Here is a 26,274-nt window from a genome sequence, read left to right as displayed (position 1 = left end):
GAAAAAGGCCCGCAGAGGCCGTTGAAAAACAAGCAAGGCTAGGGCTATGGACTATTCGAAGTGGTTGGACCTTTGGGATAAGGCAACACCCGAGCAGCTGATTGCTCCCGTGTTCGTATTTAGTCTGGTGACGGTGCTGTGCCTTTGGTATTTGCTGCGTTACTTCGTGCGCTCATTTGCATTGAGTCGGCGCTTGAAGAAGCTCACGCGGCAGGTGCGGGCAATCAAGGAGCTGCCGCCGGCCAAGCGCCGTAGCGAGCTGGAGCAGCTGTTCCAGGAGCATACGCTGGGGCATGCCTGGCAGGAGTATGCCGAGACGCTGCATGACCAGTTCGAGGTGCGCGAGGGTGAGCAGCGCATGCTGTGCTCCCGTGCTACGGCGGGCGCGGGGCATTTCTTCACCGCACAAACGGTGGTGGAGACACCGCTGGGGACCGAGTTTTACAAGCACTTGCCGGGCATCCTGACGGGGATCGGGATTGTCGGCACCTTCTTCGGCTTGATGCTGGGCCTGCAGCACTTCGACCCCAGCACTCCCGAGCAGGTCAGCTCCAGCGTCGATCAGTTGCTCAAGGACGTGCTATTTGCCTTCCTCGGCTCCTTCTTCTCGATCTTCGCCTCTATTGGCGTGACCCTGACCGAGAAGTGGCGTTTGGGCCGCTGCTACAAGCACCTGGAAACCCTGACTGAGAGTATCGATGGGTTGTTCGACAGTGGCGTGGGTGAGGAGTACCTGGCGGAGCTGGTGAAGTCGAGCAATGAGAGCTCGATCCAAACCCGTCAGCTCAAGGACAGCCTGGTTACCGACCTGCGCGAGATGCTGCAGAACCTAGTAGATACCCAGGTGCGTGAGAACCTCAAGTTGGCTGATACCCTTTCGGCAAGTTACCGCGACTCTGGTCAGGTGCTGGCCGAGCGGATTGGCGGTGCCATCGAAAACAGCCTCAAGTCTCCCTTGGAGGCCATCGCCGGAGCTGTGAATACTGCCAGTGGCGACCAGAGCAACCAGGTGCAGAGCCTACTCACCGATGTGCTCACAGCCTTTATGAGCAAGCTGGAGAGTACCTTTGGCCAGCAGTTCAACGGTTTGCACGAGATGCTGGGGCAGTCGGTAGCGGCCATGCAGTCCATGCAGCACGGCTTCAATGAACTGGTCGGCGACATGCGCTCGGCCAGCGAGGCTTCATCGCAGAACAGCGCCAAGATGATCGCGCAGCTGCTGGCTGATATGCAGGCCGGGCAAAACAGCATGCAGGCCGGGATGAACGAGATGCTGGCCAATCTGCAGGCGTCCATCGCGCGTATCGGCAGTGAAGGTGAGGGAGCTGGTGAGCGGATGGCCAAGCAGTTGGAGAAGCTGTTCGCCGATAGCGAAGCGCGTCAGCAAGCCATGGCGGCAAATCTGCAGGCCTTTGTCGAATCCATGCAGCAGAGCATGGGCCAGGGCCAGCAGGAGACCATGGCCAAGATCGCCAGCTCGGTGGATGTGCTGGGCGAGCAGTTGGGCGGCCTGTTCAAGCAGCTTGAGCATAACCGTACGCAGATGGACCAGGCCAGCAAGGTCGCCCAGGTCGAACTGCACCGTGGTACGCGCGAGATGGTTGGCGGGCTGGAAGAGCAGGTGAAAACCCTGCTGGATGCCGTCGCCGATCAGCAAGGCGCGATGCAGGACAGCCTCAAACTGCTTGGAGCGCAAACCGAGCAACACCTGCAGAGCATGCAACAAGGCGCCGAGAAGATGCGCCTGGCAGCCGAGCGCTTCGACAGCGCCGGGCAGAGCGTGAGTAAAGCCGGCGAGGCGACTGCGGGCGTGCTGGGCGCGCTGCAGGGCACGAGCAGCGATCTTGTCGGCGCTTCCCGCGAACTGACCAGTGTGGTGGCCGACTATCGCAATAACCGTGAAGCACTGAATCAGACGCTTGGGGTCATTCAAGGTGTGGTCGCCACTACTCAGGGTGAGTCCGCGGGGCGTAGTCAGTACCTGCAGGATCTGAAGCAGCAAGGTGAGCGGCTGCAGGCGCTCAATCGTGAAGTGAACGACTACCTGGAGCAGATCAGCGCAGTGCTGGGCAAGGGCTTCAACGAGTTTAGCGAGGGGGTAGATCGTAGCCTGCGGCAGACGCTGGGTAGTCTGGATGCCGAGCTGCACAAGGCGATGACCAGCCTGGCCGGTGGTGTCGAGGGGGTCAAGGAAAGCCTGGAAGACTTCAGTGACATCATGGAGCGCGTTCAGCGCCGCTGAGGGGGGTAGAGCATGTTCGGCAAATCAGCCGCTCCCGCTCGGGCGCGTGACGAGGGCGAGAAGCCTTTCTGGATTTCATTCGCCGACCTGATGACGGCGATGATGATCTTGTTTTTGGTGGTGATGGTGGCCTCGCTGAGCTCGGTGACGCAGCGCATTCAGCAGGCTGAACAAGGTGAGAAACAGCGCGGCAAGGACATCGCTAAGCTCTGCCATGATCTCAGACTGAGGGCGGGGGATCTTAACTCCACCATCGTGGTGGACTGCCGGGATAACCGCATTAGCTTCGGTGAGGCTGGGCGCTTCGGCCACAATCAATACTTCCTCAACAGCCAGGGGCAGCAGGCCCTGCAGGATGTTGTGCCGTTGATCTTGGATGCTGCTGACAGCGAAGAGGGACGCAAGTGGCTCAAGCAGGTGGTGATCGAGGGCTTCACCGATACGGACGGTTCCTACCTGTACAACCTGCACCTCTCGCTGCAGCGCTCGGAGTGGGTGATGTGCAGTCTGCTCGATAGCCGCAGCCCAGTGCAGAAAGGGCTTTCAGCTGAGCGTCAACAGCAGATTCGCTCCATGTTTCTGGCTGGCGGTGTGTCGTTCAACAATGCCAAGGAGAGCAAGGAGGAGAGTCGGCGGGTGGAGCTGCGCATGCAGTTCTTCGGGCTCAAGGACCAGGAGCATGAAGGTCAGGAACCGGCGCTTGAGTTTGCTTACGCGGCAAACGAGAAATGCCAGTTGGAGATGCGCTAGATGAGCCGGGCTCTGTCGTTTCTGTCGGCGGCCATCGCTTCCGGCTTGCAGCGCCAGAATGAGCGTAGCGGCGATGTCGGGCTCAGTGGCTTGGTGGCGCTGAAACGCGCCAGTACTGAGCTTTCTCGGCGCTTTGATCAGGTCGAAAAAGCCCTGGCACCGCCCCGTGAGAAACGCTTGCTGGCACTTGGCAAGTTCAAGCGCGAGCAGGCGCTGACTTCATCAGAGTGGCGCCTGGTTTTCGCCGGGCTGGCCGATGACGATGAAGTCAGTGTTCCGGTGCTGGAAGACGATCAGCTGTTTGACCGTGTTCATCGGGAGGTGGCTGGCCGTATCGAGCAGCGGTCACTTAGCCGCCGCGACTGGCTGGCGCTGTGTTTCAGCTACTTTGCCTACGATGAGCACAAGCCCGACGACAACGCGAACTGGCGGGTGCTGCGTGACGATATTGATCGCGGCTTCGATGCTGTCAGGCAGCGTATTGGTCGCGAGAAAGAGTGGATGCGCATTGTAGCCGAGCATCGCGAACTGTTCGGCGCTCAGGCTGGGGCCCGTCTGGCGGAGGAGATATTTGAGGGCAGGGCGCGTGACCTTTCCTCTCTGCAGGCCATTGCCCAGGTGCCGGATGGTAGTTGGTTGTGGCAGCGGATATTTGCGGTTCTGCTTTCGCGCATTTTCCTGCTGGATGACGAAACCTTCCTAAAGCGCCTACGGGAGTTGGTAGCTCTGGGGCAACTGAATACGCGCTATCTCAATCAGGTGCTAAGTGCCTGCCTTACTCGTTATCACCGTTCGCGATATCGCGAACAGTCGTCCTCGCTACTCAAGCAGGTTGCGTTGGAGCACTGGGGCAGCCCACAGATGCGTTCCAAGCAGAACGCCTGGTTGCAGTATGTGGAGCAGCCTGTCTGCGCCATGGTGGTGGCCTGGTTCGCCAAGGAAGATCTGGAACACTTCTTCACCTTGCTCAAGGGCGAGGCGGAGGTCGACCAGTCGCGCCTGTTCTACTGGCTGCGATTCACCAATCAAATGAGCTACACGCGGATTGTGATGGGCAGCGATGCCTGGCATGACCGGAGTAGTGATTTCGTGGCCTTCCGTGAGAAGAACAAAGGACGCTTGAGTCAGCTAACCGGAGGGTCAAGCCACATCAATGCGGTTGTGATGCAGATCGGTAACTACTTCTTTGTTGAGTTTTCAGGTACGGGCCATGCCTGCTACGTCTACCGGGCGGATAGGTTGCCATTTAACCCTGATCAGCAAGTGCTTGGTCTGAATACAGAGCTAAAGCAGAAGGGCCATAAGCCCGCGCCTATGCGGCACTCACCTGCGCCCAGGCGTCCTAATGTGGTCGAAGGATGGCTGGAGAAGTTTGATGACGAGCTCCGGGCGCTGGGAATCGTCGCGCAGCGTCCAGCTTCATATACGCAACCCCGCGGTTCCGAAGACAAACCCGCCGCCCATAGTGCTGCGTCTGCATCCGTCGCGGGTGATTCGCTGGATGTGCAGGTTAAGTCGATGTTGGGCAGTGTGCCCTATAAGACGTTCGATCACCGCTCGACCAGCGGGGTCTACCAGGTTTTGCTTGCCAGGGATGATGCGGCTGCCAAAACAGCGTTGCTGCGCCTCGGCTTCAAGGCTGTGAAAAACAATGCACTCATGTTCTGGAGGCTTTGATGCTCGGCCGATTTTTTTCCGGGAAGGATCGTTCTCAGCCCACCAAGGGGGCGGTGCCTGGTGCTTACCAGATTGAAGAAGAAGGTCTTTGTTATGCCTTGAGTCTGGCCGATGACGATGCAAGCTGGCCCGTTGCTGCCTACCTGGACCAGCTCTTTGAAGAGGACTATGCCAGCCAGTTGAGTGATCGCTGGCTGTTGCCTTGGGAGTCGATCTATCAGCTCTTGGATGATCCAGAGCACGCTAGCAGCCTTCCTTTACTTGGCTTGCCCGCGATTGCCAATCTGCAACCGCAGTTGGCCAGTACCGGCGGATTGTCGGATCCAGATTTCAAGGTATTTATCCGGTCCTGGCGCAATCCGCAGACGGGCAACCTGATTACTTTCGAGCGTGTTGGCGCCGTGGCGCGCTATGCCGAGACCACTGAGCTGCTGTCGCGGGCGGTCTGGGAGCTGTTGAAGGCGATTCGGGATCTGCATGCCACTCAGCAGCAGGCCCCTGGAGAAGTCGCCAACCAGATCGGTTGGGCCAATATCCGTAAATTGGCCAAACGGGCTGGTGCGGGGCTGGACGGGTTCCTCGACAAGACCGTGGTGGTCAAACCCGAGCACTTGAGGCTGAAGCCGCGTAAGGCAGTTGTCGCCGGTACGCCGATTATCGAGTTGGATGTCGCGTTTGATGGGCAGCCTGACAATTGGTTGGCCAGTTTCGATGGTTACAAGCAGGTGCAGGATAAGTACAGGGTGCCGGGTGCCGATGGAACGGTGACGCACGTGCTGATTGAGCCGGATGTAAAGGCGGTGCTTGAATCTGTTCGCGCGTTACCGGGGCGGCGGGTAGCCGGTGATGAAGCGCTGTCACTGGTGCGCAACCCCTACAGCGTGATCGGGGATGCGGCCGAGAAGGTTGTTGATGCGGACGAGTATGAGGAGCAGCTGGCTGACGCGGGCATCTACTTCCATCGTTTTCGCCTGGAACCTTGTCTAGGCGAAGACGGCAAACATATTCAGTCGATTGGTCTGTTCCTTGAGCCAATCTCGTCCAAGCCGCTACCCGAAATTGAGCTGCGCTTCGATTTTGCCCATGAGTTCGCACCATTCGTGAATGAGCTGCAGATGAAGTTGGCAGCTGGTATGCCCGCGGGATTCTGGCAGGGCTATGAGCTGGAGCTGAGTGACTTCGATCTCGCGCAATTGGCAGGGGTCAATGAGCTTTTGCGCCACTGGCAGCGCCAGGAGGCTGGGCAGACATTCGAGGCGGTGCTGGATTTGGCCTCGTATGGTGATCGCGTCGTCGGCATTGGTGAGGCGGAGCGCATTACATCCCCATTTTTGGTGAAAGAGGCAACGGAAAACTGGTTGCCGGCGGATGTGAAAGAGCTTGGGGTGGATAGCGAACTGCTCAGCCAGTGGGATCCTGCCAGCCGCGAAGATTTTGAAGAGTTTGAGCACCGCATCGACCAGGCGCGTATGGCGGGTGATGAACAGGTATGTCTACCGGGTACTGAAACCCCGCTACCTTTCCAGGTCGCGGAGCAGCTTTATGAAGCCTGGTCGAAGAAGCTTAATCCGGTCGAGCCAAAACCACCTGTAGTGACTGAGCCCGTCGCTGGTCGTGCGGTGCTGCATATCGAGCACAACATTGAGGAAGCGACCTATGCCCAGCGCCGTGAGGCGGCTCTGCTGGCAGGGCGGCATGCCAACGCGGATATTCCAGAACTGCTTCGCCCCGAAGTTCAACTGCGCGATCATCAAATGAAAGGTGTGGCGTGGATGCAGCACCTGTTTGGCTTATCACCCGATCATGTCGCGGGTTGCTTGCTTGCCGATGACATGGGCTTGGGTAAGACCATTCAACTGCTGACCTTCGTTGTTTGGTACTTGGAGCAGAATCCTCAGGGTAAACCGGTCTTGATTGTTGCCCCCGTTTCCCTGTTGGATAACTGGGAGCGTGAGCTGCAGCGATTCTTCTATGCGGATGCATTGCCGGTATTGAAGCTTTATGGCGGCGCGCTCAGCGCTGTGAAGTTCAAGAAGGATGAGATTCCCGGGGATCTGCAGGCCAAGGGGATAAAAAATCTTCTGCGGCCGGGTTGGATGGGCGATGCTCGTATCGTGCTGACCACCTATGAAACCTTGCGTGATCAGGAACTCTCCTTGGCACGGCAGCAGTGGGCCATCGTGATCTGCGACGAGGCGCAGAAGATCAAGAACCCGGCGGCGCTGATCACGCAAGCGGCGAAAGCAATCCCCTCTCGATTCCGTATCGCCTGCACGGGTACGCCGGTTGAGAACACGCTGATCGATTTGTGGTGTCTTTTCGACTTTATTCAGCCGGGCTTCCTGGGAGGGCTAAACCAGTTCGGTCGGGAGTATCAACGCCCCATTGAAGCAGGCTTGGAGCGCGATACAGCAGCGCTTGAACGCCTGCGTGGGCTTATCGAACCCCAGACATTACGGCGTACCAAGCAGGATGTGGCGAAGGATCTCCCGGCCAAAATCGAGGACCAGGGGTGCCGCAAACTGCTGATGCACACGTTGCAGCGCAATCTCTATTTGTCCGAGGTTGCCCAGTACACACAGAAGCAGCAGATGCAGGAGCAATTGGAGCAGCGAGAGAGCGGCATGCTCGGCCTGCTGCACAAGCTCAAGTTGGTGTGCGCCCACCCGTTCAGCGTACAGCCTGACCCACGCTTGAGGGAGCACTCGCCGAAGCTTCAATGGCTCTTAAGCACGCTGGATAACATTGCGCGTTCGGACAGCGGCGATAAGGTCATCCTTTTCACCGAGTTGCGGGACATCCAACGTGAATTGCAGCATGCGATTCAGGAGCGCTTCGGCTTCAAACCCACGGTAATCAATGGCGATACCAGCACCAGCAGCCAGAGTGCACAGAGCCGGCAGCGACTGATCGACCGTTTTCAAGGGCAGCCTGGCTTCTCGGTGATAATCCTCTCCACTGTTGCGGTTGGATTCGGTGTGAACGTGCAGGCAGCCAACCACGTTATCCATTTCACTCGCTGCTGGAATCCGGCCAAAGAGGATCAGGCAACCGATCGCGCTTACCGGATTGGGCAGGAGAAGGACGTGTACGTCTATTACCCGACCGTACGTGATGCGGGGATGCCTACATTTGAGGCGACGCTGGATGAGCTGCTACAGAAGCGACGCGCGTTGGCGCGGGATATGCTGCATGGGGCATCTGAGCTTCAGGTATCTGAGTTTGGGGAACTGTTAAGGGCGCAAGGATGAGATTGAACAATGACTGAAGATCAGCTGGAGCAGGAAACCCTCGGCTGGCTCAGTGAACTGGGGTACGCGCATCTGTATGGCCCGGATATCGCCCACGACGGCGACAATCCCGAGCGCGCGAGCTATCGCGATGTGCTGTTGACCATGCGCTTGCGCACAGCCATTGCCCGGCTCAACCCGCAGATCCCGCTGGCGGCGCGTGAGGATGCCTTGCGCCAGGTGCTGGAGCTGGGCGTGCCGGTGCAGCTGTCGGCCAACCGCCTGTTTCATCGTCTGCTGGTCGGCGGTGTGCCGGTGCAATACCAGAAGGACGGCGAGACCCGCGGTGACTTCGTACGCTTGATCGACTGGGCCGATGTGCGGGCCAACGAGTGGCTGGCGATCAACCAGTTCAGCATCCAGGGGCCTAAGCACACCCGTCGGCCGGACATCATCCTGTTCGTCAACGGCCTGCCGCTGGTGCTGCTGGAGCTGAAGAACCCGGCGGATGTGCATGCCGATTTGGTAAAGGCGTTCGACCAGCTCCAGACCTACAAGGAGCAGATTCCGGACGTCTTTCACTACAACGAGATTCTGGTGATCAGCGATGGCAGCGAGGCGCGCATGGGCTCGATGTCTGCAGATATCGAGCGCTTCGCCCGCTGGCGCACCATCGATGGGGTCACGGTGGATCCGCTGGGTGAGTTCAACGAGCTGGAGACCCTGGTGCGTGGGGTGCTGCAGCCAGCGATGCTGCTGGATTACCTACGCTACTTCGTGCTGTTCGAGGATGACGGTCGGCTGGTGAAGAAGATCGCCGGCTATCACCAGTTCCATGCCGTGCGTGCGGCGATCGGGCAAGTGGTCAGCGCCTCGCGCCCCGGCGGTACGCACAAGGGCGGGGTGGTCTGGCATACCCAGGGCTCGGGCAAGAGCATCACCATGACCTGCTTCGCCGCCCGGGTGATGCAGGAGGCAGCGATGGAGAATCCGACCATCCTGGTGATTACCGACCGCAACGACCTGGACGGTCAGTTGTTCGGCGTGTTCTCGTTGTCGCAGGACTTGCTGCGTGAACAGCCGGTGCAGGTGGCCACCCGCGGTGACCTGCGCGAGAAGCTGGCCAACCGCCCCAGTGGCGGCATTGTCTTCGCCACCATCCAGAAGTTCATGCCGGGCGAGGATGAAGACAGCTTCCCGGTGTTGTCTACGCGCTCGAATATCGTGGTGGTGGCCGACGAGGCGCACCGCACCCAATATGGCTTCAGTGCTTCGCTGAAGGTGCCGGACTTGAAGGTGGCCGAGGCCAGTGCCCGCTACCAGGTGGGTTATGCCCAGCATCTACGCGACGCTCTGCCCAACGCTACCTTCGTGGCCTTTACCGGCACGCCGGTGTCCAGCGAAGACCGTGATACCCGTGCGGTGTTCGGCGACTACATCCATGTCTATGACATGCAGCAGGCCAAGGAAGATGGCGCCACCGTGGCCATCTACTACGAGTCGCGGCTGGCCAAGCTGTCGCTCAAAGACTCGGAGCTGGCGCATATCGACGACGAGGTCGACGAGCTGGCCGAGGATGAGGAGGAAGATCAGCAATCACGCTTGAAGTCGCGCTGGGCCGCGTTGGAAAAGGTGGTGGGCGCCGAGCCGCGTATCAAGAGCGTGGCGGCCGACCTGGTCGCGCACTTCGAGGAGCGCATCCAGGCGCAAAGCGGCAAGGCCATGGTGGTGGCCATGAGTCGCGAGATCTGCGTGCACCTGTATAACGAGATCATCGCCCTGCGCCCCGAATGGCACGACGAGGATCCGGAGAAGGGCGCGGTGAAGATCGTCATGACCGGCAGTGCCTCGGACAAGGCACTGCTGCGCCCGCATATTTATCCCGGCCAGGTGAAGAAACGCCTGGAGAAGCGTTTCAAGGATCCTGCCGATCCGCTGCAACTGGTGATCGTCCGCGACATGTGGCTGACTGGCTTCGATGCGCCTTGCGTGCATACCCTGTATGTAGACAAACCGATGAAGGGCCACAATCTGATGCAGGCCATCGCCCGGGTAAACCGGGTGTTCAAGGACAAGCAGGGCGGCCTGGTGGTGGATTACATCGGCATTGCCAACGAACTGAAGGCGGCGCTCAAGGAATACACCGCCAGCAAGGGCAGGGGGCGGCCCACCGTCGATGCCCATGAAGCCTATGCGGTTCTGGAGGAAAAACTCGACGTGCTGCGCAGCCTGCTGCATGGCTTCGATTACGGCGACTTCCTGATCGGCGGGCACAAGCTGCTGGCCGGTGCCGCCAACCATGTGCTGGGGCTGAAGGATGGCAAGAAGCGCTTTGCCGACAATGCGCTGGCCATGAGCAAGGCTTTTACCCTGTGCTGCACCCTGGACGAGGCCAAGGCGGTGCGTGAGGAAGTGGCCTTCCTTCAGGCGATCAAGGTACTGCTGACCAAGCGTGACATCAGCGCCCAAAAGAAAACCGACGAAGAACGTGAGCTGGCGATCCGCCAGATCATCGGCAATGCCGTGGTCTCCGGCGAGGTGGTGGATGTGTTCGAGGCGGTCGGCCTCGACAAGCCCAACATCGGCCTGCTCGATGACGAATTCCTCGCTGACGTGCGCAACCTGCCGGAGAAGAACCTCGCCGTCGAGCTGCTGGAGCGGCTGCTGGAGGGAGAGATCAAGAGCAAGTTCGCCAGCAACCTGGCCCAGGAGAAGAAGTTCTCTGAGTTGCTCGATAGCGTGATCAAGCGCTACCAGAACCGCTCCATCGAAACCGCCCAGGTTATCGAAGAGCTGATCGAGATGGCCAAGAAGTTTGCTGCAGCGAGCAAGCGTGGGGAGCAGCTTGGGCTCAATGATGACGAGCTGGCCTTCTACGATGCGCTGGCCAACAACGAGGCCTCGGTGCGCGAACTGGGCGATGAAATCCTGGCCAAGATCGCCCATGAGCTGACCGCTAGCCTGCGTCAGAACGTGACGGTCGATTGGAGCAATCGCGACAGTGTGCGTGCCAAACTGCGGCTTCTGGTCAAGCGCATCCTGCGCAAATACAAATACCCGCCGGATCGGCAGGAGGAAGCTGCGCAGTTGGTGCTGGCGCAGGCTGAGACACTTTGCGAGGCTTGGATTTAAGAGGCCAAGCTAAGTATTTTGCAGGGTGCTTTTACATACTTCATGTGGCTAGATGGGGAAGTTGTATAAAAAGAAAACTATGTGCCGTTGCAGTGGGCTTGTCGCTCCGGGTTTTCGCATGTGTAAATACTGAGGAGCGTGCTGCTGACAACTTTGGCAGTCTCTACAGGTGTTTCTTGTAACTCGCGTTTGTGGGTAAAGGGCACAGTCATTTAAGCTTTCGAGGCGCCACATAGAACCGCAAACCCTATAGTGAGATTTTTATGTGCCCAGCCAGACCACGATTCTTACCTCGTCGCAGGTATCAGCCCCCTCAGTTGTTAATCAAGAAGCTGGTTCGCGCGGTTGTCGCTACTGACATGCCAGTCTTTTATGTCAGAACTGATCAAGAGGGTGTGGTTCAGTACGAGCCAACCAAGCTTTTTGAAAACCTCAAATGCTTGCCGCAGCTTGAGCATTTTTATTTGGCGGGTGTTAAAAGCCCTGTGGGCGCAAGAGAGCTTCGGGTGTTTTGGACTGCTTGTCTTGACATTGGTCTTGAATTTAGCCCCTTTGGGCCTGTTTCGATGAATGAAAGTCAAAGTGGGTATTTGAGTGTTGCTGAAACATTGAATGCTCTTGTTGGCAGAATTCGTATGCTCTATAACCGTCCTATATACCCATATCGAAGGACGTTTTATTTGAAGAATGATGCTTGAAGATTGGCTTTTAGCTGAAGCTTTGTGAGAAAAGGGCCCCAGAGGGCCCTTGATTTTAAGGTGTTGTGAAGGAAATCACGGAAGCCTACCTTCGCTACACCAGCTTTCCCACTCACTGAGTTGCTCGCTTACGATCAGCGCATCCTCACCTACTTCTTCGCGGAAGGCGGAGATCCAAGCCTCAAGGCAGTTATCACTAGTTACGATTGATGATGATTTAGCGTTTGTAGCGCTAGGGTTTAAGGCAGTTGATGCCCCATAGGCGGTATATTCTGCTTTGGAAACTTTTCTGTATTTTTCGTATGGCGCAGTAGTGTCGAGAACGTTAAATACCATGTCTCCAGCGTCGTCGCTGTCATCCGCTGCGTCGTAGCCGTCATCCGCAGTGGCAACTAGAGAGATGTAGGAGTATTTTGTTTTTACGCCATTGACCCAGACCTCTTCGCCATCAAAGCTGTCGGTCTGATAGTTATAGGTCTTGATCAGCCCGTCTGGTACGAGATTTCCTGGATATTCAGTGCGGAAGTTTTCGTCTTCGACTTTGTCGGGCTGAACCAGCTTGATTTCCTGGATTGGCTTTCCGTCTTGCTTGTTAAATGTTTTTAACCATCCGGAAACTGCAGTGCCATTCTCGTAGATTACTTCGGACTCCTGTTGAATGATTTCGGTGTGCAGAGTATTTATGTACGTTTTCTGTACGCCATCCAATTTGCCGTCTTTGTAGTTTTCTTCCGAGGCTACATACTGCTTCAGGCTTCCGGTGAGGTAACCGTATTTTGTCTGTGGGCCGTGCAGTTGGCCGTTTAGATAGTTGAGTTTCTCGTTTGAATTCGTCTCATAGCCGCTGAGCTTCCTGCCGGCGCTCCAGGTAAGCTCAGTGATCACCTTCTTACCATCGCCGGTCCAGCCGGTTTCCGTCCCGTCCGGCTTGCCATTCTTAAACTCTTGCAGGTGAGTCAGTACGCCATTCTGGTACTCTTCAGCAATCCCGTCCTGGTTACCTCTTTTCCAGTTCTTGACGGAAATTTTGTCGCCTGTTTTAGCATCGAATACTTTCTCGGTGCCGTTTTTGACGCCTTCCAGGTACTCAACCTCGTACACCTTTTGAGAATTGTAGAAGCACTCGCTTTTTCCGCTATATCGACCTTTCTCCACTTGGGAGTTGCAGAGCGCTGATATGCCGGGGACTCCTGCTGGAGTGTTTAGTACCAGCCCGGTGAATGGGTCGGGTTCTCCGTATTTATAGATGAGCCCATTCCTGATAACGGTCTCTGCATTGTCGATTTCAGATTTGCAGCCGGTGATGGCCAGTGCGACTAGGATGATTCCTATCAATCTTTTCATGATCGGACTATTCCAGAATTCTTAGGGGCTTATATGTAGGTGGTTAGGGGCGTGGATTTTAAGCTGCAGGTGTCGGGCCGTGTCCAATTCGGTATCGGCCGACACTTGCTCGCTTTATTACACTTGTGCCGAACCACTGGCTTTTTTCAGAGGGGGCGGAGTTATTTCTTGTAGATGACCCTGAGCCGTTGATTCACGTAGTCCTTGAGGATTTCGTAGTCCGGGTTTCGGGTCAGCAGGCTGTGTCCGGCGCTGGCTGCTGCGGTTAGCGTGACGACTGAAAGGGTGACTGGAACCGAAGCCAGACTGGCAATCGCGCCAATAGCGCCTCCTTGAGCAAGCGCGCTTTTCGTATCGCTCTTGACGCGACACTTCATCCCCAAGCTTTCGATCTTGGTCTCGACCAGTTTGATGCCAGCCATGAAGTTACCCCTGAGGCCATTGATCTCGAAGGACGCCCTGCTGCGCACGAGGCCGTCGATCTGCGCTTCGTTCAGTCCGGTGATGACGTACATGCTGTTTGTGCTCCCTGCTTGGAGTTGGAGGAAAAGTTGAATATCAACCTTTTAGGTTGAGTCTCGGTTTGTGAAGTCCTTCATGTCAACAGGTTGATGCCCAACCATCCGAGTTGATCTGGAGGGGTGGCATGTCGAAAACCGATTCAAAGCAGTTGGCGGAAGTCGTGGGCCAAGCGATTGCTCGCCAGCGAGTACGTTGCAAGCTGAGTCAGGAACAGGTCGCGGAGCGCTTGGGGATTGGTAGTGAGGCCGTTTCACGCATCGAGCGTGGAGTCGTCATGCCCAATGTCGAACGTCTGATTGAACTGGCGGCTGTCTTCGGCTGTGAGACCGCCGACCTGCTGACCGAGGGAAGCTCGCGCCCAGAGGATCAGGCGCGTCGACTGCAGGGGCTGCTGTCCATGCTGAACTCGGATGATCGTGCGCTGGTGCTGGAGTTTGTGGAGCGTCTGGTGGAGCGCCTCAGCCGGGGCTAAGGCCCTCCTGACTTTCTGCCGTCTCGTCGAACAAGGCGCCGCAGCGTAGGCACAGGCAGTCGAAGCCGGCGAAGTGAAACCGCGCGACATCCTCTGCCGCCTTTCGCGCCTCCGGGCAAGCGGGTACGACTGCTGCCAGGCCGCTGAGAATGTCGGCATGGCAGCCCCGTTCACCTGGGCGCCGAGCGCCCTTGCTTGCGCCATCGATCAGCCCGACCAGCAGGGCCAGCCCTTTGGCTGCGTCCCGTGTCAGCACGGCGCTGGAGTCGCAGATCAGACACTGTCTGTTCATCGTCATGCTCCCTATCGAATTGAGGCGGCCAGTGCATGCCTGGCGGCTCGGGGTAGTGATTATTTCGGTGGTGCAGTGGTGGACTCTGCCGCTGCCGTTCCGGGTGCCAGCAACTTCACGAGGCGGCAGAAAATCCAGCACGCCAGCAGTACGGCGATCAGCAGGGGCGGAAAGCGCACCATCAGAAGCGCCAGCAGCAGAAGGGCCAGGCAGCCCGCGAGGATGCCGGCGAACATGAACACGGCAGCAATGATCCGCAGTAGCTTCACGGTCGTGTTCTCCTCACAGGTAGCCCTGTTCCGCCAGCGACACGCAGCCCTCGTGGCCCACCACGATATGGTCCAGGGTTCGCACCCCGATCAGGTTCAGGGCCTCCCGCAGTTTGTGGGTCAGGGTGAGATCTGATTGGCTGGGTTCCGGATCACCGGAAGGGTGGTTGTGGATCAGCACGGTTGCCGCGGCGTTGTGCTCCAGAGCAGCCTTGACGACTTCCCGGGGATAGACGCTGGCACTGTCCAGGGGGCCCCGGAACAGTTCGTGAAAGACGATCACCCGGTGCCGGCTGTCGAGCAGGAGCAGGGCAAATACCTCATGCTCGTAATCGCCCAGCAGCGCCTGCAGGTGGCTGAAAACTTCCTTCGGTGAAGTCAGTGCTCGCCCCCGGCGCAGACGCAGATTCGCCAACTGCCGGGCCATCAGCAGGACGTCGGTTTCGGTAACCGGCGACTCGACCAGGTAGGTGCCGGTCGATTCACTGGCCTTCAGCTTGTGCAGGCGCATGGTGGGCTCCTTGATGGTGATCGGTTGGTGGGATGTGGCGCTGGGCTTGTGCGTCCAGCTTCTCGGCCAGGTTGGTCTTCGCAGAACGCCGGGGCGTGTTGGTGGTTGGAGATGGGGTTTCTTCGGTGGGGTAGAACTCCTCGGCGACGGCGCCCGCGTCTTCCTCGCTGTCCTCGAAGGCGCCATTGCCAAAGCCACGCTGCGCCGCTTCATCCAAGGCGGCCTGATTGAAGCCGGCTGCTTGCCGCTGCGCATTGAGCTCATTGGCGGCCAGTAGCGCCTCCGCCATGTCCATGCCGCCGCGTACCGTCAGGTCAACGTAGAAGATCGGCGTCCCATGGCTTTGCCGGGTCGACTTGCCACGCAGACGCAGCTCCAGTGGCAGGCAGGCCAGGCGGTTACCGGAGATGGCCTGGAAGTAATGCAGGCGAGCGGCCAGGGTGCGGATGCTGTTGAAACCGGTGGTACGGAACACGAAGCTACCCAGCGGGTCGTCATCGCCAATGACCACGTTCAGCCGACCGTAGGGCCTGCAGGCATTGCCTTTGGCCAACGAGCAGGCATCTGGCGAAGGGCAGGGCAGCGACTGCATGCCGTCCTGAGTGACCCGCTTGCAGGTCTCGCCATTGCCCACGCACAGCGGCCGTCCGGACTGCCGGTCGAACAAGGTGTAGTCGGCGCGGAAATTCAGCTCCGGCTCGTTGAACAGTAGGCGTACCGGAATGCTGCGCAGCTTGTCGTCCTTGCCCTGACGCAGCTCGTCGTTGAGCGGATGCAGCAGCCAGCCGTCCTTGCCTTGTACCTGGGAGGTGATAGTGAACTGGTCATCCTTCTCCGGCAGGCGCTTGCCGTTCTTCTCGATGACCTTGCCGATGGAGATGCGACCGAGTGCGGGAGGGATGAGCGCGAGACCTTTCAACATAGTGGTGCTCCTGGAAATGAAAAAAGGCCAGCCACGCAGCGCGAACTGCATGGACTGGCCAAGGGGAGGGAAGAGTTGATGGAGACGGAATCAGCTGACCAGGAAACGCCGCGCACCGGGTTTCAGCAGCGGGTACTTGGCCTGCAGGTAGGGCTTGTCCTGGAGCAGTTGAGCGACATCGAGACCGATGCTGTCCTTGGCCTTGCGCCAGCTGACGTAGCCGCTGGAGAACTCCGCTCGGCTGGCAGTGCCCATGGCCTGTTGCAGCATCTGCTTGAGCTCGGCCTCTCGCTTCTCCTTGTCGGCAATCGACTGGCGAACGGCCTTGAGCTCGATGTAGACCGCAGTCAGTCCGGCATGGCTGCTGAAGTCGACGACCTGGCCGTTGTCCTCCGGGTAGAGGCAGCGTAGGGCCGCTTCGGCTGACGCGGTGCCATCGGCCGGCGGTGGCGTATCGGTTTCCACGTAGTGCCAGAACTTGCGCTCCAGCTCGATCAGGCGGGCGATCATCTGCTCGTCCCGCTCGATGCGGTGGATTTCCAACGTCTGGCCGCCGAGCAGCACGGCGACATCCGCGGCCAGCTTGCCGGTGACGGCGAGCTGGTGCATCACCTGCAGCTGGACATATTCGGGGACGCCTTCCTTCCAGAGGCGTGTCCCGTTTATGCCGGCGGTCTTGCATTCGAGGATCTGCACGTCGTCGGCGCCGATCACCTCGCGGTCGATGTTGGCCAGCATCCAGGGCTGGTCCGGATCGGGATGTTGCAGCACGGCGTTGATGCGGCGTACCTTGTTCTTGGTGCGCTTGCTGTAATGCCAGGCCACGATGGGCTCCAGGACGTTGCCCCAATACATCGGGCTTTCCTCATCCTGGGGATCGGCCTTCGGTAGCCCGGCATCGCGACCGGTCTTCTCCAACCACAGTTCCAGCTGCGACTTATAGGGATTCAGGCCCACGGCCGCCGCGGCATCCGAACTGCCGATGCCCCGCTTGCGAATCTGCAGCCAGTCCTCACGCGGCAGCTCCTTGGTGCTGACCAGGCGCAGAGCAGGGCGTTTCTTGCTGGTGCCGCCGTTCAATGACGTAGCTTTCATGATATTCACCTGCAGACATAAAAACGCCCGACCAGCACAAGGCTGACCGGGCGCGAGGGTTGATGTGAGTGAGGGTTAAGCGGCGAGCTGCAGCGCGGCATCCAGGGCGCGTTGCTTGATCTGCGCGCCCTGGCCGAACCAGGCCGAGTCCATGCGGTACTCGTTGCTGCGCGCACGGCGTTCGTGGTCGACGTACTCGGTCACGGCGTTGAGCAGGCCCCAGACGGTGCCGCGTGCCGAGTCCAGCTGGCTACCGCGACCACGGCCTTCGTACAGCTCCTGCACCTTGCGCAGGGCGCGTTCGTTGGGCAGTTGCTCCGGCAGAGCGCCGGTCGGGCTGGTCTCGCACATCACGTTCATGAAGAACCCCAGTGCCTCATGCCACTGCACCTTGCGCTCGGCCAGCGCGCGCATGCGGTACATGAAGTCATCCCATTGCGAGACGGCGATGCCGAGTTGCTTCTTCACCGCCTTGGGATCGAAGCGGGTGTTGTGCGGCACCTTGATTGCGCGGCTGGTGCCATCCAGGGCGATGGTCAGGGTGTTGTTGCAGACCACCCGCACGGTAGTTGGCGTGGCTGTGGTAGCCAGCGTGCCATCGCAGGAGGTCGCCAGCAGCAAGTAGCCATTGACCTGGTCGTTGTCCTTGAGCGCAGCGCCTTGCCCGGTACGCGCCAGCGCCCAGAACTTGCGCCCGCCTTTGAGCACACCAGCGGTTTCCAGCTCGTAGCCGGACACCTCGGTGAGGTCCCGGTAAAACTCCAGAACTTCCCGCGGCTGCACGGTGTGATAGCGCTGCGAGACCACTGACAGCGGGGCCTTGGTGTCCGAGCGGTAGAGCACCTTCTGCTCGGGGAACGAGTGGATGGCGCCCAGGTGGCCGACGGCATCCGACTTGAAGTGCACGGGGCTTTCCAGGATCTGCCAGTCCATACCGGCTTCGCGTTGCCAGACTTCAATGGGCTGTTTCTGGGTGAGTTGATTGCCCAGGCCATGCCACGGAGCGGCGCCAGCGTAGGCCATGGTTTCGACGAGATGTGCCATTTGGATGATTCCTTTGGGTGCAGGCCGGCATAAAGCGCCGCGCACAGCGCAGCACCGACCGGACGATTGAAGTGAGAAGAGGGCGAAAGCCGGATCAGGCCGGCAGGTTGAAGCGGTGACCGCAGAGCAGGCAGAGGTTGTGGGCCAAAACGTGGCGGTCGAGCGACTCACCGAGCTGCGCGCCGAGCGCACAGCCACCTACCCCGCCGGCCAGGCCGCCGAGGATGGCACCCGACACGGAACCGAGGGTGATGCCGACAGGGCCTGCGAACGCGCCGATAGCCGCGCCCGCCTGACCACCGGCGAGGGCAGCGCTGACGCCACGCGCAACACCGCCCACGGTGCCGATGGCCGCGCCGACTTTCATGGCGTGATGGAAGGAAGCGACTTTGGGGGAATGACAGCGAGGGCACTGCAATGACATGGGGTGAACCTCCTTGGTGCTTATGTCATCGCGATAATGTGTGGTTGAGATTTTTTTGAATCGAATGGTAGTGTCATGACCACCTTATCAAAGAAACTGACCGCAGCAGTCGACCCCCGCGGGCACTCGAAGGTCTCTACGGAAGTTTGGCCTATTCACTACAGCGGTGAAGGCGGTTACATTCTGATTTCGTTATGCCATCTGAACGCAGATGGGTAGACCATATGGAATGGAGGCCGTTTGTCGATCATCACCCCTGCCGATCTCGAGTCTGCTCTAACGGGGAACCCGGAAGCACTTGAGGTTCACCTGACGCTCGTCGAGCGAGACGTACCGATTGACGGGCATTTAGTCAAGATTCACTGCCACTGTCTTTCAGTGGATGGAAATGGCCGTGTTCAACCGCATCGGCTGGCAGAGTTCATGCGGAATGCCGTCGTTGATTATGCGATTCCGCGTTCGAAGCTCGCCGACGCAAAGGCGCGCGACAACAGATTCAACAGCACCGAGGCAGTCGCCGAACTAATCGAGCGGGCCAAGCGCTCGTTTACCGATTTGGCGAACACCGGCGAGGGTGGAGAGATGCTGCTGTTCCTGCTGGCGGAGCGCTTTCTCAAGCTGCCACAGATTCTTTGCAAGATGGATCTCAAGACGGACACACGTGTGCACTATCACGGCGCGGATGGGGTGTATGCGGGCGTGACAGCGGAGGGCACTTTAAAACTCTACTGGGGTGAATCAAAAGTCTACGCGGATGCGAGCGCTGCGATTCGCGACTGTCTCAATTCCCTCTCCCCGTTCCTGATCGAGCCCGAACACGAGGAGGCAGGGCGGGAGCGCGACCTGATGCTCCTGAGCGACAAGGCCGACCTTAGCAACCCAGCCCTCACCGATGCACTCAAGAAGTATTTTGACAGGTCGTCGGTCATGTCTAAGCGGGTCCAATACTGCGGCGTGGCCCTTGTAGGCTTCGACGCACCGTTCTACCCGAAGGACAATGCGAAGGCGGTTGCTGAGGAGATTGTCGAGGCGTCCCGCACCGCACTTACCGGTTGGAGCAATCGTATTGGCGAGCGGCTCAAATTGGAGAAGCTCGATCAGATGGAAATCGAGTTGTTCTGCGTCCCTCTGCCGTCGGCCGAAGGTTTCCGCGCAGCATTCCTCAAAGCAATGGGGATCAAGGAATAATGAGCCTCGCCGACCTCCAATCGTGGCTACTTCAAGAGGGTGTTCGAGACGATCTCGATGCGATCACTCGACTAACAGTACGCAACGAACTCGATAATCTGGCACCAGATACCTCGGTTCAATCCGACGAGCCTATTGACTGGCCCAGATTGTTGCTCGCCGGCAGTATTCTTGCGCGCTCCGATCAAAGGGGAGATCAAGAGGCCGCGCTTCGAGTCGCAACCGCTGCAGTTTCTTTGACGGATGATCAAGCACTCAAAGACGCTGGCGCGGTTCTTATGGGCAAGCTTTCCAACTTTCGGGCCATTACGTTAGCCACCGACCGCAAATTGGTGGCAGCCGGCCTTGATGGGCGGCTTGGTATCGCATTGCGTCTCGAGGCTCAGCGGCGTGAGATGGACCGTTCTGTCTTGGTGCAGTCGAGCGGGGCTTGGCTACAAGTAAACGATTTTCAGCAGCGCTTCTGGATTAATGCAGCCGGAGATAGCTGGCTATCGGCATCCGCGCCTACCGCCTCTGGCAAGACGTTTCTCGTTCTTCAATGGCTTATAGACCAAGTGGTTGCGGGCGAAGCCAGAGTTGCAGTCTACCTTGCTCCGACTCGCGCACTGGTTTCAGAAATAGAGACCAATCTCAAGAGCATCCTCGGTAGCTCCGAGGAGATAGAGGTGTCGTCCCTTCCGCTCCCTGATAAATACAAAGCTGCTCGGGCCGGCAGTGCACGAGTGATTCTCGTATTTACTCAGGAGCGATTACATCTTCTCGCCAACGTGCTTGGTGACATGTTCTTAATAGACCTTCTCATCGTGGACGAGGCGCACAAGATCGGGGACAACCAACGCGGCGTGATTTTGCAGGATGCAATAGAGCGAGCCACCCGCGCCAACCCCAAGCTGAAAGCTGTGTTTATCAGTCCAGCGACCCAGAACCCGGAAGAGCTACTCACGGACGCGCCTCTCGGTGTGCATACCGTCGCCGTCGATAGCGACTCGTCCACGGTTCTTCAGAATTTGATAGTTGCAACGCAGGTGCCGCGGAAATCGAAGCTGTGGGAGCTTACTCTCCGACAGCAGGGCTCAACCCTGCCAGTAGGGGTTCTTCAGCTCGCGAGCACACCGGAAGGGGTCAAGAAGCGCCTCGCGTTTATCGCAGCAGCTGTCGGCGAAAGAGGTGGAACGCTCGTATACGCGAACGGAGCAGGAGAGGCGGAAGAGGTCGCTGACTTGATCAGTCAGCTCTTGCCCAAGCTTCCAACCACCGATCCTGAGCTTTCAGAGCTCGCTGAACTTGCTCGTAAGGGAGTGCACCAAGACTTCCGACTGGCACCGCTCGTTGAACTCGGAGTGGCGTTTCATTATGGCAATATGCCGTCTCTACTCCGACTCGAGATAGAGCGGCTATTCCGGTCAGGGAAGATACGTTTCCTAGTTTGCACCTCCACTCTGATTGAGGGCGTGAATTTGTCCTGCCGGACAATCGTGGTGCGCGGACCGCGAAAAGGGAGAGGCCACCCGATGGAGCCGCACGACTTCTGGAATTTGGCTGGCCGCGCAGGTCGATGGGGTGATGAATTCCAAGGAAATATTATCTGCATTGATCCAGAAGATACGCAGGCTTGGCCTGCGGGCGTTCCGGGCAGGGCACGTTATCCCATTAAGCGCGAAAGCGATGCGGTTCTCGAGCTTGGCGACGGTATGGCGGGTTATCTAGCCAATCGTGGGCTATCGGACCTATCAAGCATCGAGGATAAGGATAAGTTCGAGCAGGTTGGGGCCTATCTACTCACCACCTTTATGCGGCTCGGCTCCATATCAGCGGCAAGCCTCGCGAAACGCCATGATGCCGAGTCAATTGCGAAGCTAGATCAGGCCTTGGGGGCGCTTGCAGAACAGATCGAAATCAGTGTTGACCTAGCTGCTCGTCATCCAGGCGTAAGTGCGGTTGGTCTTCAGCACCTTCTTGAAGCATTTCGTGCTTATCCGGGCGATGTTGAAAACCTTCTTCCTGCTGACGTTGCGAGTTTCGACAGTTATGACCGATTCGTCACAATTATGGGAAGAGTCAACGATCACTTGTTTCTTGCTTTCAACCCCCCAGCTCGCATCAGGCTGTATGCGTTAATTGTCGTCAAATGGCTAAAGGGCTACTCGCTAGCCCGTATCATTCGCGACAGCATCGATTGGCATCAAAAAAACGATAAGCCTTTCAGTCTTCCTGGACTGATTCGTGGCACAATGGAGTTGGTGGAGCAAATCGCGCGGTTTAGGGCCCCAAAGTACCTTTCCGCTTATATGGATGTGCTGTATTTGCATCTTCGCGAAATTGGTCGTGAAGACTTGATCGACGATGGTTTGGATATTGGCACGCAACTTGAGTTCGGTGTTTCGTCGACGACACTTCTCTCGCTCATGGAACTGGGTCTTTCTCGTATGAGCGCTGTCGCTTTGTACGAGAGAATTGCCCGCGACGACCTCAATAGAGATGAATGCTTAGCGTGGATCTCCGAGCGCATGAGTCAATTCCGAGCAATGGACATCCCGGCTATCATCATCCGCGAGGTGCGTGAACGTCTTACGCTTCCTGGCGAATCAACCACATAGCGTCTGGTAGGGAACTGGAGGTTACACATGCCCGCAAAGCCTATCACTCTAGGTCCTCTACATTTCGAAAGAAGGGGGGATGCTGTCGCATACTTGAAAGCGATGCTCCGTCGGTATGACTTGGGGGATCGCGTTAAGGCCGACGACGCAGTGATTTTGAGAGCAGCGCTGGAGCACCACCCAAATGCTGCCGAAAAAATCGGTTGCGGCATTGCCGACTTCAGCGTTCGAACTGCAGACTTTGGCACCAAATGCTTTTGGGTGAACCGTACTGATGGGACTACGGAAAAGTTTTCTATTACAGGCTCTATCCACGGTAGCTAAGCGAGTTGGAGGTTGCGCGCTTCTGCCTGATTAACGTATCGAAACGACTTTTCTGTCCCGATTTTCCTTGATAGCCGACATCGAGAGATTACCGGTGGCTGCTTCCTGGATATGCTCGCTCCACCAAGCCATCATCGGGCGTCTGCGCTCGATGTAGTCCGCCCGGTTGTAGGCGCTGCGAACCTCGTCCTTGTCGACGTGGGCAAGTGCTACCTCAATCAGTTCAGGGTCCCAGCCATGCTCGTTGAGAATGGTGCTCGCCATCGAGCGCATGCCGTGGCTGACCAGGCGCCCTTCGAAGCCCATCCGTTTAAGCGCCATATTGGCAGTCTGGCTATTGCAGTGAGTGCGAGGGTTCCGGTCTGCGGGGAACACGTACTCTCGGTGTCCGCTGTACGGCTTGATCGCCTCCAGAAGTGCGAGGGCCTGTTCCGTGAGCGGGACGATATGCGTCCGGCGTTTTTTCATGCGTTCCGCAGGGATCGTCCAGATCTTCTTCTCGATGTCGATGTCCACCCAGCGGGCGGTCGCAGCCTCGGCTGGCCGGGTCATGGTGTGGAGCTGCCATTCGATGAGGCAGCGGGTCGTTCTTTTGATACTGGCATTGGCGATCGCCACCATGAGCTCCTTGAGCTCGTCAGGGGGAAGCGCTGCCATGTTCTTTTTCTTTGGTTTCTTGAAGACGGAGCGGATCCCACTGAGCGGGTTCGCGTGAATCAGTCCCGAATTGACTCCGTAGGTCATGATCTCGTTGAGCCGCTGCGTCAGCCGTTTAACGGTCTCAAGGCTGCCCTTGGTTTCGAGCGGCCGGAGCAGATTGATGACCTTGGGGGCGTTGATGGCGGAAATCGGCGTGCAGCCCAAGTCCGGGAAGATGTGCAGCGTGAGGGAGCGCCAAATGTCCTCGGCGTAGGCCTGTGTCACCGCATCCTTTTTCAGTTCATACCAGGCCGTCGCCACGTTCTGGAATGTGTGCTCGGTCGCCGCCTTCTTAGCCTGCTGTACGGCATCCCGTTTCTCTTTGGGGTCGATGCCGTGGGCGAGGAGTTCACGTGCCTCAACGGTTCGCTTGCGTGCCTGTGCCAATGAAACTTCGGGGAAGGTCCCGAGGCCCATGTTGATCCGGTTCTTCGTCACCGGGTGCCGGTAGTTGAAGTTCCAGAGCTTTGAGCGATTGCTTCTCACTCGCATTTGTAGTCCGTCACCGTCGCTCAGGACGTAGTCCTTCTCTTGAGGCTTGGCGGCTTTGACCTTGAGGTCCGAGAGGCGGGTGGCTTGGGCGCACATGGGGTATTCCAAGAACGGTTTCGGTATTCCAAAAATTACCAGTGGATGGCTTGGAATACCACTTGGAATACCGGATTTCGTGGATCGTGCTGGACGCTATCGGATCGTGATGATGCTGAAGGCCCCGTATTTGCTGGGTTTCAGGCACAAAAAAAGACGTCCGAGGACGTCTTTAGATGGTTATTTGGTGGAGCCGGGGGGATTTGAACCCCCGTCCGCCAGCTCTCCGCTATCGGTTCTACATGCTTAGCCAGCTCTACTGAGTTAACTCCGCGCCGCCCGAGTGGCAGGGTGCTTGGAGCGAGCTGTATGAGTTTTAGCCGTTACGTCTACAGCGAACTTGGCGGCGATCCTGTTCTATCTGACAGTCGTTTCGGGTTTACAGGCATCCCCTAGCGACTGCTAGCCGCATTAAGCAGCTAGAGCGTAGTTGTCGTCGTTGGCAACTATAAGTTTGCAGCAGCGAATTTACGAGTTCTGCTACCAGCTCGGCATGCCCCTCAAGTTTTGTTACCGGCGTCGAATCCTAATCGGCCCCAAAACCTTGACAGGTCGACGACCAGTCTACGGCAAAGGGCTGCGAGAGTCCAATCCGCCGCTCATAAACCTTTGACGCCGCTGGGTTTCCCCTCCGGAGGCGGGCTCAGGTCCAGGGGTTTGTCCGGTGCCTTGGCGTTCCGCCCGGGCGCCAGCTGTTTTTCCACGTCGGCCTGGATCGCCTGCAACACCGGTTGCAGGTCGCGCATGTTGTCGCGGACCTCGGGGTAAGGGTGGTCCTTGGCGAAACCGGCGATGCGTTCCAGCAACTGGGCGCGCACCGGGGAGGGCAGGTGGATGAACAGCTCGGGCATTTCCTTGGCCAGTTCGGCGGAGTAGAGCACCAGGTCCTGGCGCTCGAACTGGGCGGTGAGGCCGAGGTAGTCGAGAGCGCTGCCGGTGAGCATCGCCGCGGCCGCCTTGGTTTCCTGCATGCCCCGCAGGCGCGCGGGGTTGCGCTGTTCGGCCTGGGACAGGGTCATCCAGAATTCGACGGTGAGGGTGAACAGGATCGACTGCTCGCGCAGCGAGTAGCTCATCAGGCCCAGCGCCTCGGCGCCGTAGGGCTGCTTGGCGGCGCGGAAGTCGAAGTACAGGCGCATCAGCTCCTTGAGCTTGAACAGTACTTCGCGGGCCTCGTTCTGGCGGATCTCCAAGGGGCTGTAGATGTTCAGCTGCGGGCGGAAGTTTTCCTCGCTGACCATGCGCAGGTAGAGCGGCCCGGTGAATTCGCCGCTGCGTCGCGGCAGGGCGTTCTTCTGGGTTTCCTCGATCTTCTTCAGGGCGTCGATCAGCACCTGGTAGTCGTGGCTGTCCCAGGGCTTCTGGATGTCCGGGATGCGCTGGCCGAGGTAGTAGAGGTCGGCGGCCGCGAGCGGGCGGCCGAGAACCAGTAAAAGGATGGCCAGCGGCCAGAGCAGGCGGCGTGATAGGGTCGGCACGGACTTTCCTTGCGGGGCGCGTGGATCGGCCTAGGTTAGCGATGGCCGGGGCCGCCGTCACCCCGCGCTTCGATTGGGGCGGACGGGATGGCAACGGCGCAGTGGGACGGCTTGCAGGCGGTATTCGAGGACCTCGGCGGCTACGGCGCGCTGGCGCGCCAGGCGGCGCAGGGCGAGGGGCCGCTGGTGGGGCATCTGCAACGGACCAACATCCAGCTCGCGGCGATCCCGGTGTTCACCCGCAAGGGGGTCGCCGAGACCACGGTCAACGACCTGCTGGAGGCGGCGCGGGTCTCGCGGCGGACTTTCTACAAGTATTTCGCCGGCAAGCTGGAGGTGCTGGAAAGCATCTACCACAGCGCCGTGCAATTGCTGCTGGCGCGCTTCGGCGGGCTGCGCAGCGAGGCCGGCAGCGACGAGGACTGGCTGCGGGCGATGGTCTCGCTGTTCTTCGACTACCACCTGGCGGTCGGTCCGATCATCCGCATGATGCAGGAGGAGGCCCTGCATGCCGGCTCGCCGCTGGCGGCGCACCGGCAGCGCGCGCACCTGAAGATTATCGAGCTGTGGGCCGAGCGCCTGGGCGCCCAGGGTGCGGCCCACGATGCGCTGACCTACCGGGTGCTGATCTGGGCGATGGAGGCGGCTTCGCTGGAGCTGCTCAATGCCAGCGGCCCGCTGGAGCTGCCGCGGGTCAAGCGGGTGCTCGGCGACCTGCTGGTGGGTACGCTCTGTCCCAGCACCCAGGCTCCGACGAGACTGCAAGGGTAACA

22 protein-coding genes and 1 other RNA gene are annotated in these 26,274 nt (G+C 58.7%); 11 read left to right on the top strand and 12 right to left on the bottom strand.

The features are described 5' to 3' along the window. The first annotated feature begins 46 nt into the window (after positions 1 to 46). The 6 genes from zorA1 (at position 47) to HMPREF2924_RS35680 (ending at position 11,729) form a co-directional block, all read left to right on the top strand. Positions 47 to 2,242 carry a type I Zorya anti-phage system protein ZorA1 gene (gene zorA1, locus HMPREF2924_RS28100; protein ID WP_003127983.1) on the top strand — a complete coding sequence of 732 codons (2,196 nt, stop codon included), beginning with the start codon at positions 47 to 49 and terminating at the stop codon, positions 2,240 to 2,242. Positions 2,243 to 2,254: 12 nt separating this feature from the next. After that, complete coding sequence (zorB1, locus tag HMPREF2924_RS28095; RefSeq protein ID WP_003127984.1) at positions 2,255 to 2,992, top strand: type I Zorya anti-phage system protein ZorB1; 738 nt, start codon at positions 2,255 to 2,257, stop codon at positions 2,990 to 2,992. Continuing rightward, the gene (zorC, locus tag HMPREF2924_RS28090) at positions 2,993 to 4,669 is read left to right on the top strand and encodes a type I Zorya anti-phage system protein ZorC (RefSeq protein ID WP_023094895.1); all 1,677 of its coding nucleotides are present in this window, start codon (positions 2,993 to 2,995) and stop codon (positions 4,667 to 4,669) included. Continuing rightward, a complete protein-coding gene (zorD, locus tag HMPREF2924_RS28085) occupies positions 4,669 to 7,920 on the top strand; it encodes a type I Zorya anti-phage system protein ZorD (protein WP_003134351.1) in 3,252 nt (1,083 codons plus the stop codon). Before zorC ends, zorD begins: the two co-directional genes overlap by 1 nt. A 9-nt stretch (positions 7,921 to 7,929) precedes the next feature. Continuing rightward, positions 7,930 to 11,031: a type I restriction endonuclease subunit R gene (locus HMPREF2924_RS28080; protein WP_003134349.1), complete on the top strand. Its 3,102-nt coding sequence runs from the start codon at positions 7,930 to 7,932 to the stop codon at positions 11,029 to 11,031. Positions 11,032 to 11,348: 317 nt separating this feature from the next. After that, positions 11,349 to 11,729: a hypothetical protein gene (locus tag HMPREF2924_RS35680; RefSeq protein WP_123809169.1), complete on the top strand. Its 381-nt coding sequence runs from the start codon at positions 11,349 to 11,351 to the stop codon at positions 11,727 to 11,729. Positions 11,730 to 11,804: 75 nt separating this feature from the next. Here the strand turns inward: HMPREF2924_RS35680 and HMPREF2924_RS28075 are convergent, their stop codons facing one another. Together HMPREF2924_RS28075 and HMPREF2924_RS28070 are read right to left on the bottom strand one after the other, a co-directional pair. Further along, complete coding sequence (locus tag HMPREF2924_RS28075; RefSeq protein ID WP_023094894.1) at positions 11,805 to 13,073, bottom strand: toxin-antitoxin system YwqK family antitoxin; 1,269 nt, start codon at positions 13,071 to 13,073, stop codon at positions 11,805 to 11,807. 161 nt (positions 13,074 to 13,234) lie between these two features. After that, positions 13,235 to 13,588 (bottom strand): hypothetical protein, encoded by a 354-nt coding sequence (locus HMPREF2924_RS28070; protein WP_003127880.1) that lies wholly within the window; start codon positions 13,586 to 13,588, stop codon positions 13,235 to 13,237. 131 nt (positions 13,589 to 13,719) lie between these two features. Between HMPREF2924_RS28070 and HMPREF2924_RS28065 the strand changes: the two genes are divergently transcribed. Next, the gene (locus HMPREF2924_RS28065; RefSeq protein ID WP_023094893.1) at positions 13,720 to 14,067 is read left to right on the top strand and encodes a helix-turn-helix domain-containing protein; all 348 of its coding nucleotides are present in this window, start codon (positions 13,720 to 13,722) and stop codon (positions 14,065 to 14,067) included. Here the strand turns inward: HMPREF2924_RS28065 and HMPREF2924_RS28060 are convergent. The 7 genes from HMPREF2924_RS28060 to HMPREF2924_RS28030 form a co-directional block, all read right to left on the bottom strand. Next, positions 14,054 to 14,359, bottom strand: coding sequence for a hypothetical protein (locus HMPREF2924_RS28060; protein ID WP_023094892.1), 306 nt, complete (start codon positions 14,357 to 14,359; stop codon positions 14,054 to 14,056). The genes HMPREF2924_RS28065 and HMPREF2924_RS28060 overlap by 14 nt on opposite strands. Before the next feature lie 59 nt (positions 14,360 to 14,418). Continuing rightward, positions 14,419 to 14,628 carry a hypothetical protein gene (locus HMPREF2924_RS28055; protein ID WP_023094891.1) on the bottom strand — a complete coding sequence of 70 codons (210 nt, stop codon included), beginning with the start codon at positions 14,626 to 14,628 and terminating at the stop codon, positions 14,419 to 14,421. Positions 14,629 to 14,641: 13 nt separating this feature from the next. After that, complete coding sequence (gene radC / locus HMPREF2924_RS28050) at positions 14,642 to 15,139, bottom strand: RadC family protein (protein ID WP_003134344.1); 498 nt, start codon at positions 15,137 to 15,139, stop codon at positions 14,642 to 14,644. After that, on the bottom strand, positions 15,111 to 16,061 hold the full coding sequence (locus HMPREF2924_RS28045; protein WP_023094890.1) for a recombination directionality factor: 951 nt from the start codon (positions 16,059 to 16,061) through the stop codon (positions 15,111 to 15,113). The genes radC and HMPREF2924_RS28045 overlap by 29 nt, the downstream gene beginning before the upstream one ends. Positions 16,062 to 16,151: 90 nt before the next feature. After that, on the bottom strand, positions 16,152 to 17,156 hold the full coding sequence (locus HMPREF2924_RS28040; RefSeq protein WP_023094889.1) for a YqaJ viral recombinase family nuclease: 1,005 nt from the start codon (positions 17,154 to 17,156) through the stop codon (positions 16,152 to 16,154). Positions 17,157 to 17,231: 75 nt separating this feature from the next. Further along, entirely contained in the window at positions 17,232 to 18,200 is a 969-nt protein-coding gene (locus HMPREF2924_RS28035; protein ID WP_003126784.1) for a DUF932 domain-containing protein, read from the bottom strand. A 94-nt stretch (positions 18,201 to 18,294) separates the two neighbouring features. Further along, positions 18,295 to 18,624 (bottom strand): hypothetical protein, encoded by a 330-nt coding sequence (locus tag HMPREF2924_RS28030; RefSeq protein ID WP_023094888.1) that lies wholly within the window; start codon positions 18,622 to 18,624, stop codon positions 18,295 to 18,297. Between the two features lie 240 nt (positions 18,625 to 18,864). Here HMPREF2924_RS28030 and HMPREF2924_RS28025 point away from each other — a divergent pair, with 240 nt between their 5' ends. The 3 genes from HMPREF2924_RS28025 to HMPREF2924_RS35090 are packed head-to-tail and all read left to right on the top strand — an operon-like array spanning position 18,865 to position 22,736. Further along, on the top strand, positions 18,865 to 19,812 hold the full coding sequence (locus HMPREF2924_RS28025; protein ID WP_023435474.1) for a HamA C-terminal domain-containing protein: 948 nt from the start codon (positions 18,865 to 18,867) through the stop codon (positions 19,810 to 19,812). Next, entirely contained in the window at positions 19,812 to 22,412 is a 2,601-nt protein-coding gene (locus HMPREF2924_RS28020) for a DEAD/DEAH box helicase (RefSeq protein WP_003134336.1), read from the top strand. Before HMPREF2924_RS28025 ends, HMPREF2924_RS28020 begins: the two co-directional genes overlap by 1 nt. A gap of 27 nt (positions 22,413 to 22,439) precedes the next feature. Beyond that, positions 22,440 to 22,736, top strand: coding sequence for a DCL family protein (locus HMPREF2924_RS35090; RefSeq protein ID WP_071543057.1), 297 nt, complete (start codon positions 22,440 to 22,442; stop codon positions 22,734 to 22,736). Positions 22,737 to 22,766: 30 nt separating this feature from the next. On the opposite strand, the gene HMPREF2924_RS28015 is transcribed toward HMPREF2924_RS35090, so the two are convergent. The 3 genes from HMPREF2924_RS28015 to HMPREF2924_RS28005 all read right to left on the bottom strand — a co-directional run bounded on the left by HMPREF2924_RS28015 (position 22,767) and on the right by HMPREF2924_RS28005 (position 25,501). Then, complete coding sequence (locus HMPREF2924_RS28015; RefSeq protein WP_023094887.1) at positions 22,767 to 24,023, bottom strand: integrase domain-containing protein; 1,257 nt, start codon at positions 24,021 to 24,023, stop codon at positions 22,767 to 22,769. Between the two features lie 185 nt (positions 24,024 to 24,208). Continuing rightward, positions 24,209 to 24,561: a transfer-messenger RNA gene (ssrA, locus tag HMPREF2924_RS28010) on the bottom strand. Positions 24,562 to 24,622: 61 nt separating this feature from the next. Beyond that, complete coding sequence (locus HMPREF2924_RS28005) at positions 24,623 to 25,501, bottom strand: hypothetical protein (RefSeq protein ID WP_003134334.1); 879 nt, start codon at positions 25,499 to 25,501, stop codon at positions 24,623 to 24,625. Positions 25,502 to 25,588: 87 nt separating this feature from the next. Here HMPREF2924_RS28005 and HMPREF2924_RS28000 point away from each other — a divergent pair, with 87 nt between their 5' ends. Continuing rightward, the gene (locus HMPREF2924_RS28000; RefSeq protein ID WP_003134331.1) at positions 25,589 to 26,272 is read left to right on the top strand and encodes a TetR/AcrR family transcriptional regulator; all 684 of its coding nucleotides are present in this window, start codon (positions 25,589 to 25,591) and stop codon (positions 26,270 to 26,272) included. The last annotated feature ends 2 nt before the right edge of the window (positions 26,273 to 26,274 follow it).

Origin of the sequence: Pseudomonas sp. HMSC063H08 (assembly GCF_001813645.1) — a bacterium.
GTDB lineage: Bacteria > Pseudomonadota > Gammaproteobacteria > Pseudomonadales > Pseudomonadaceae > Pseudomonas > Pseudomonas aeruginosa.
This window is presented reverse-complemented; position numbering and strand designations above follow the sequence as displayed.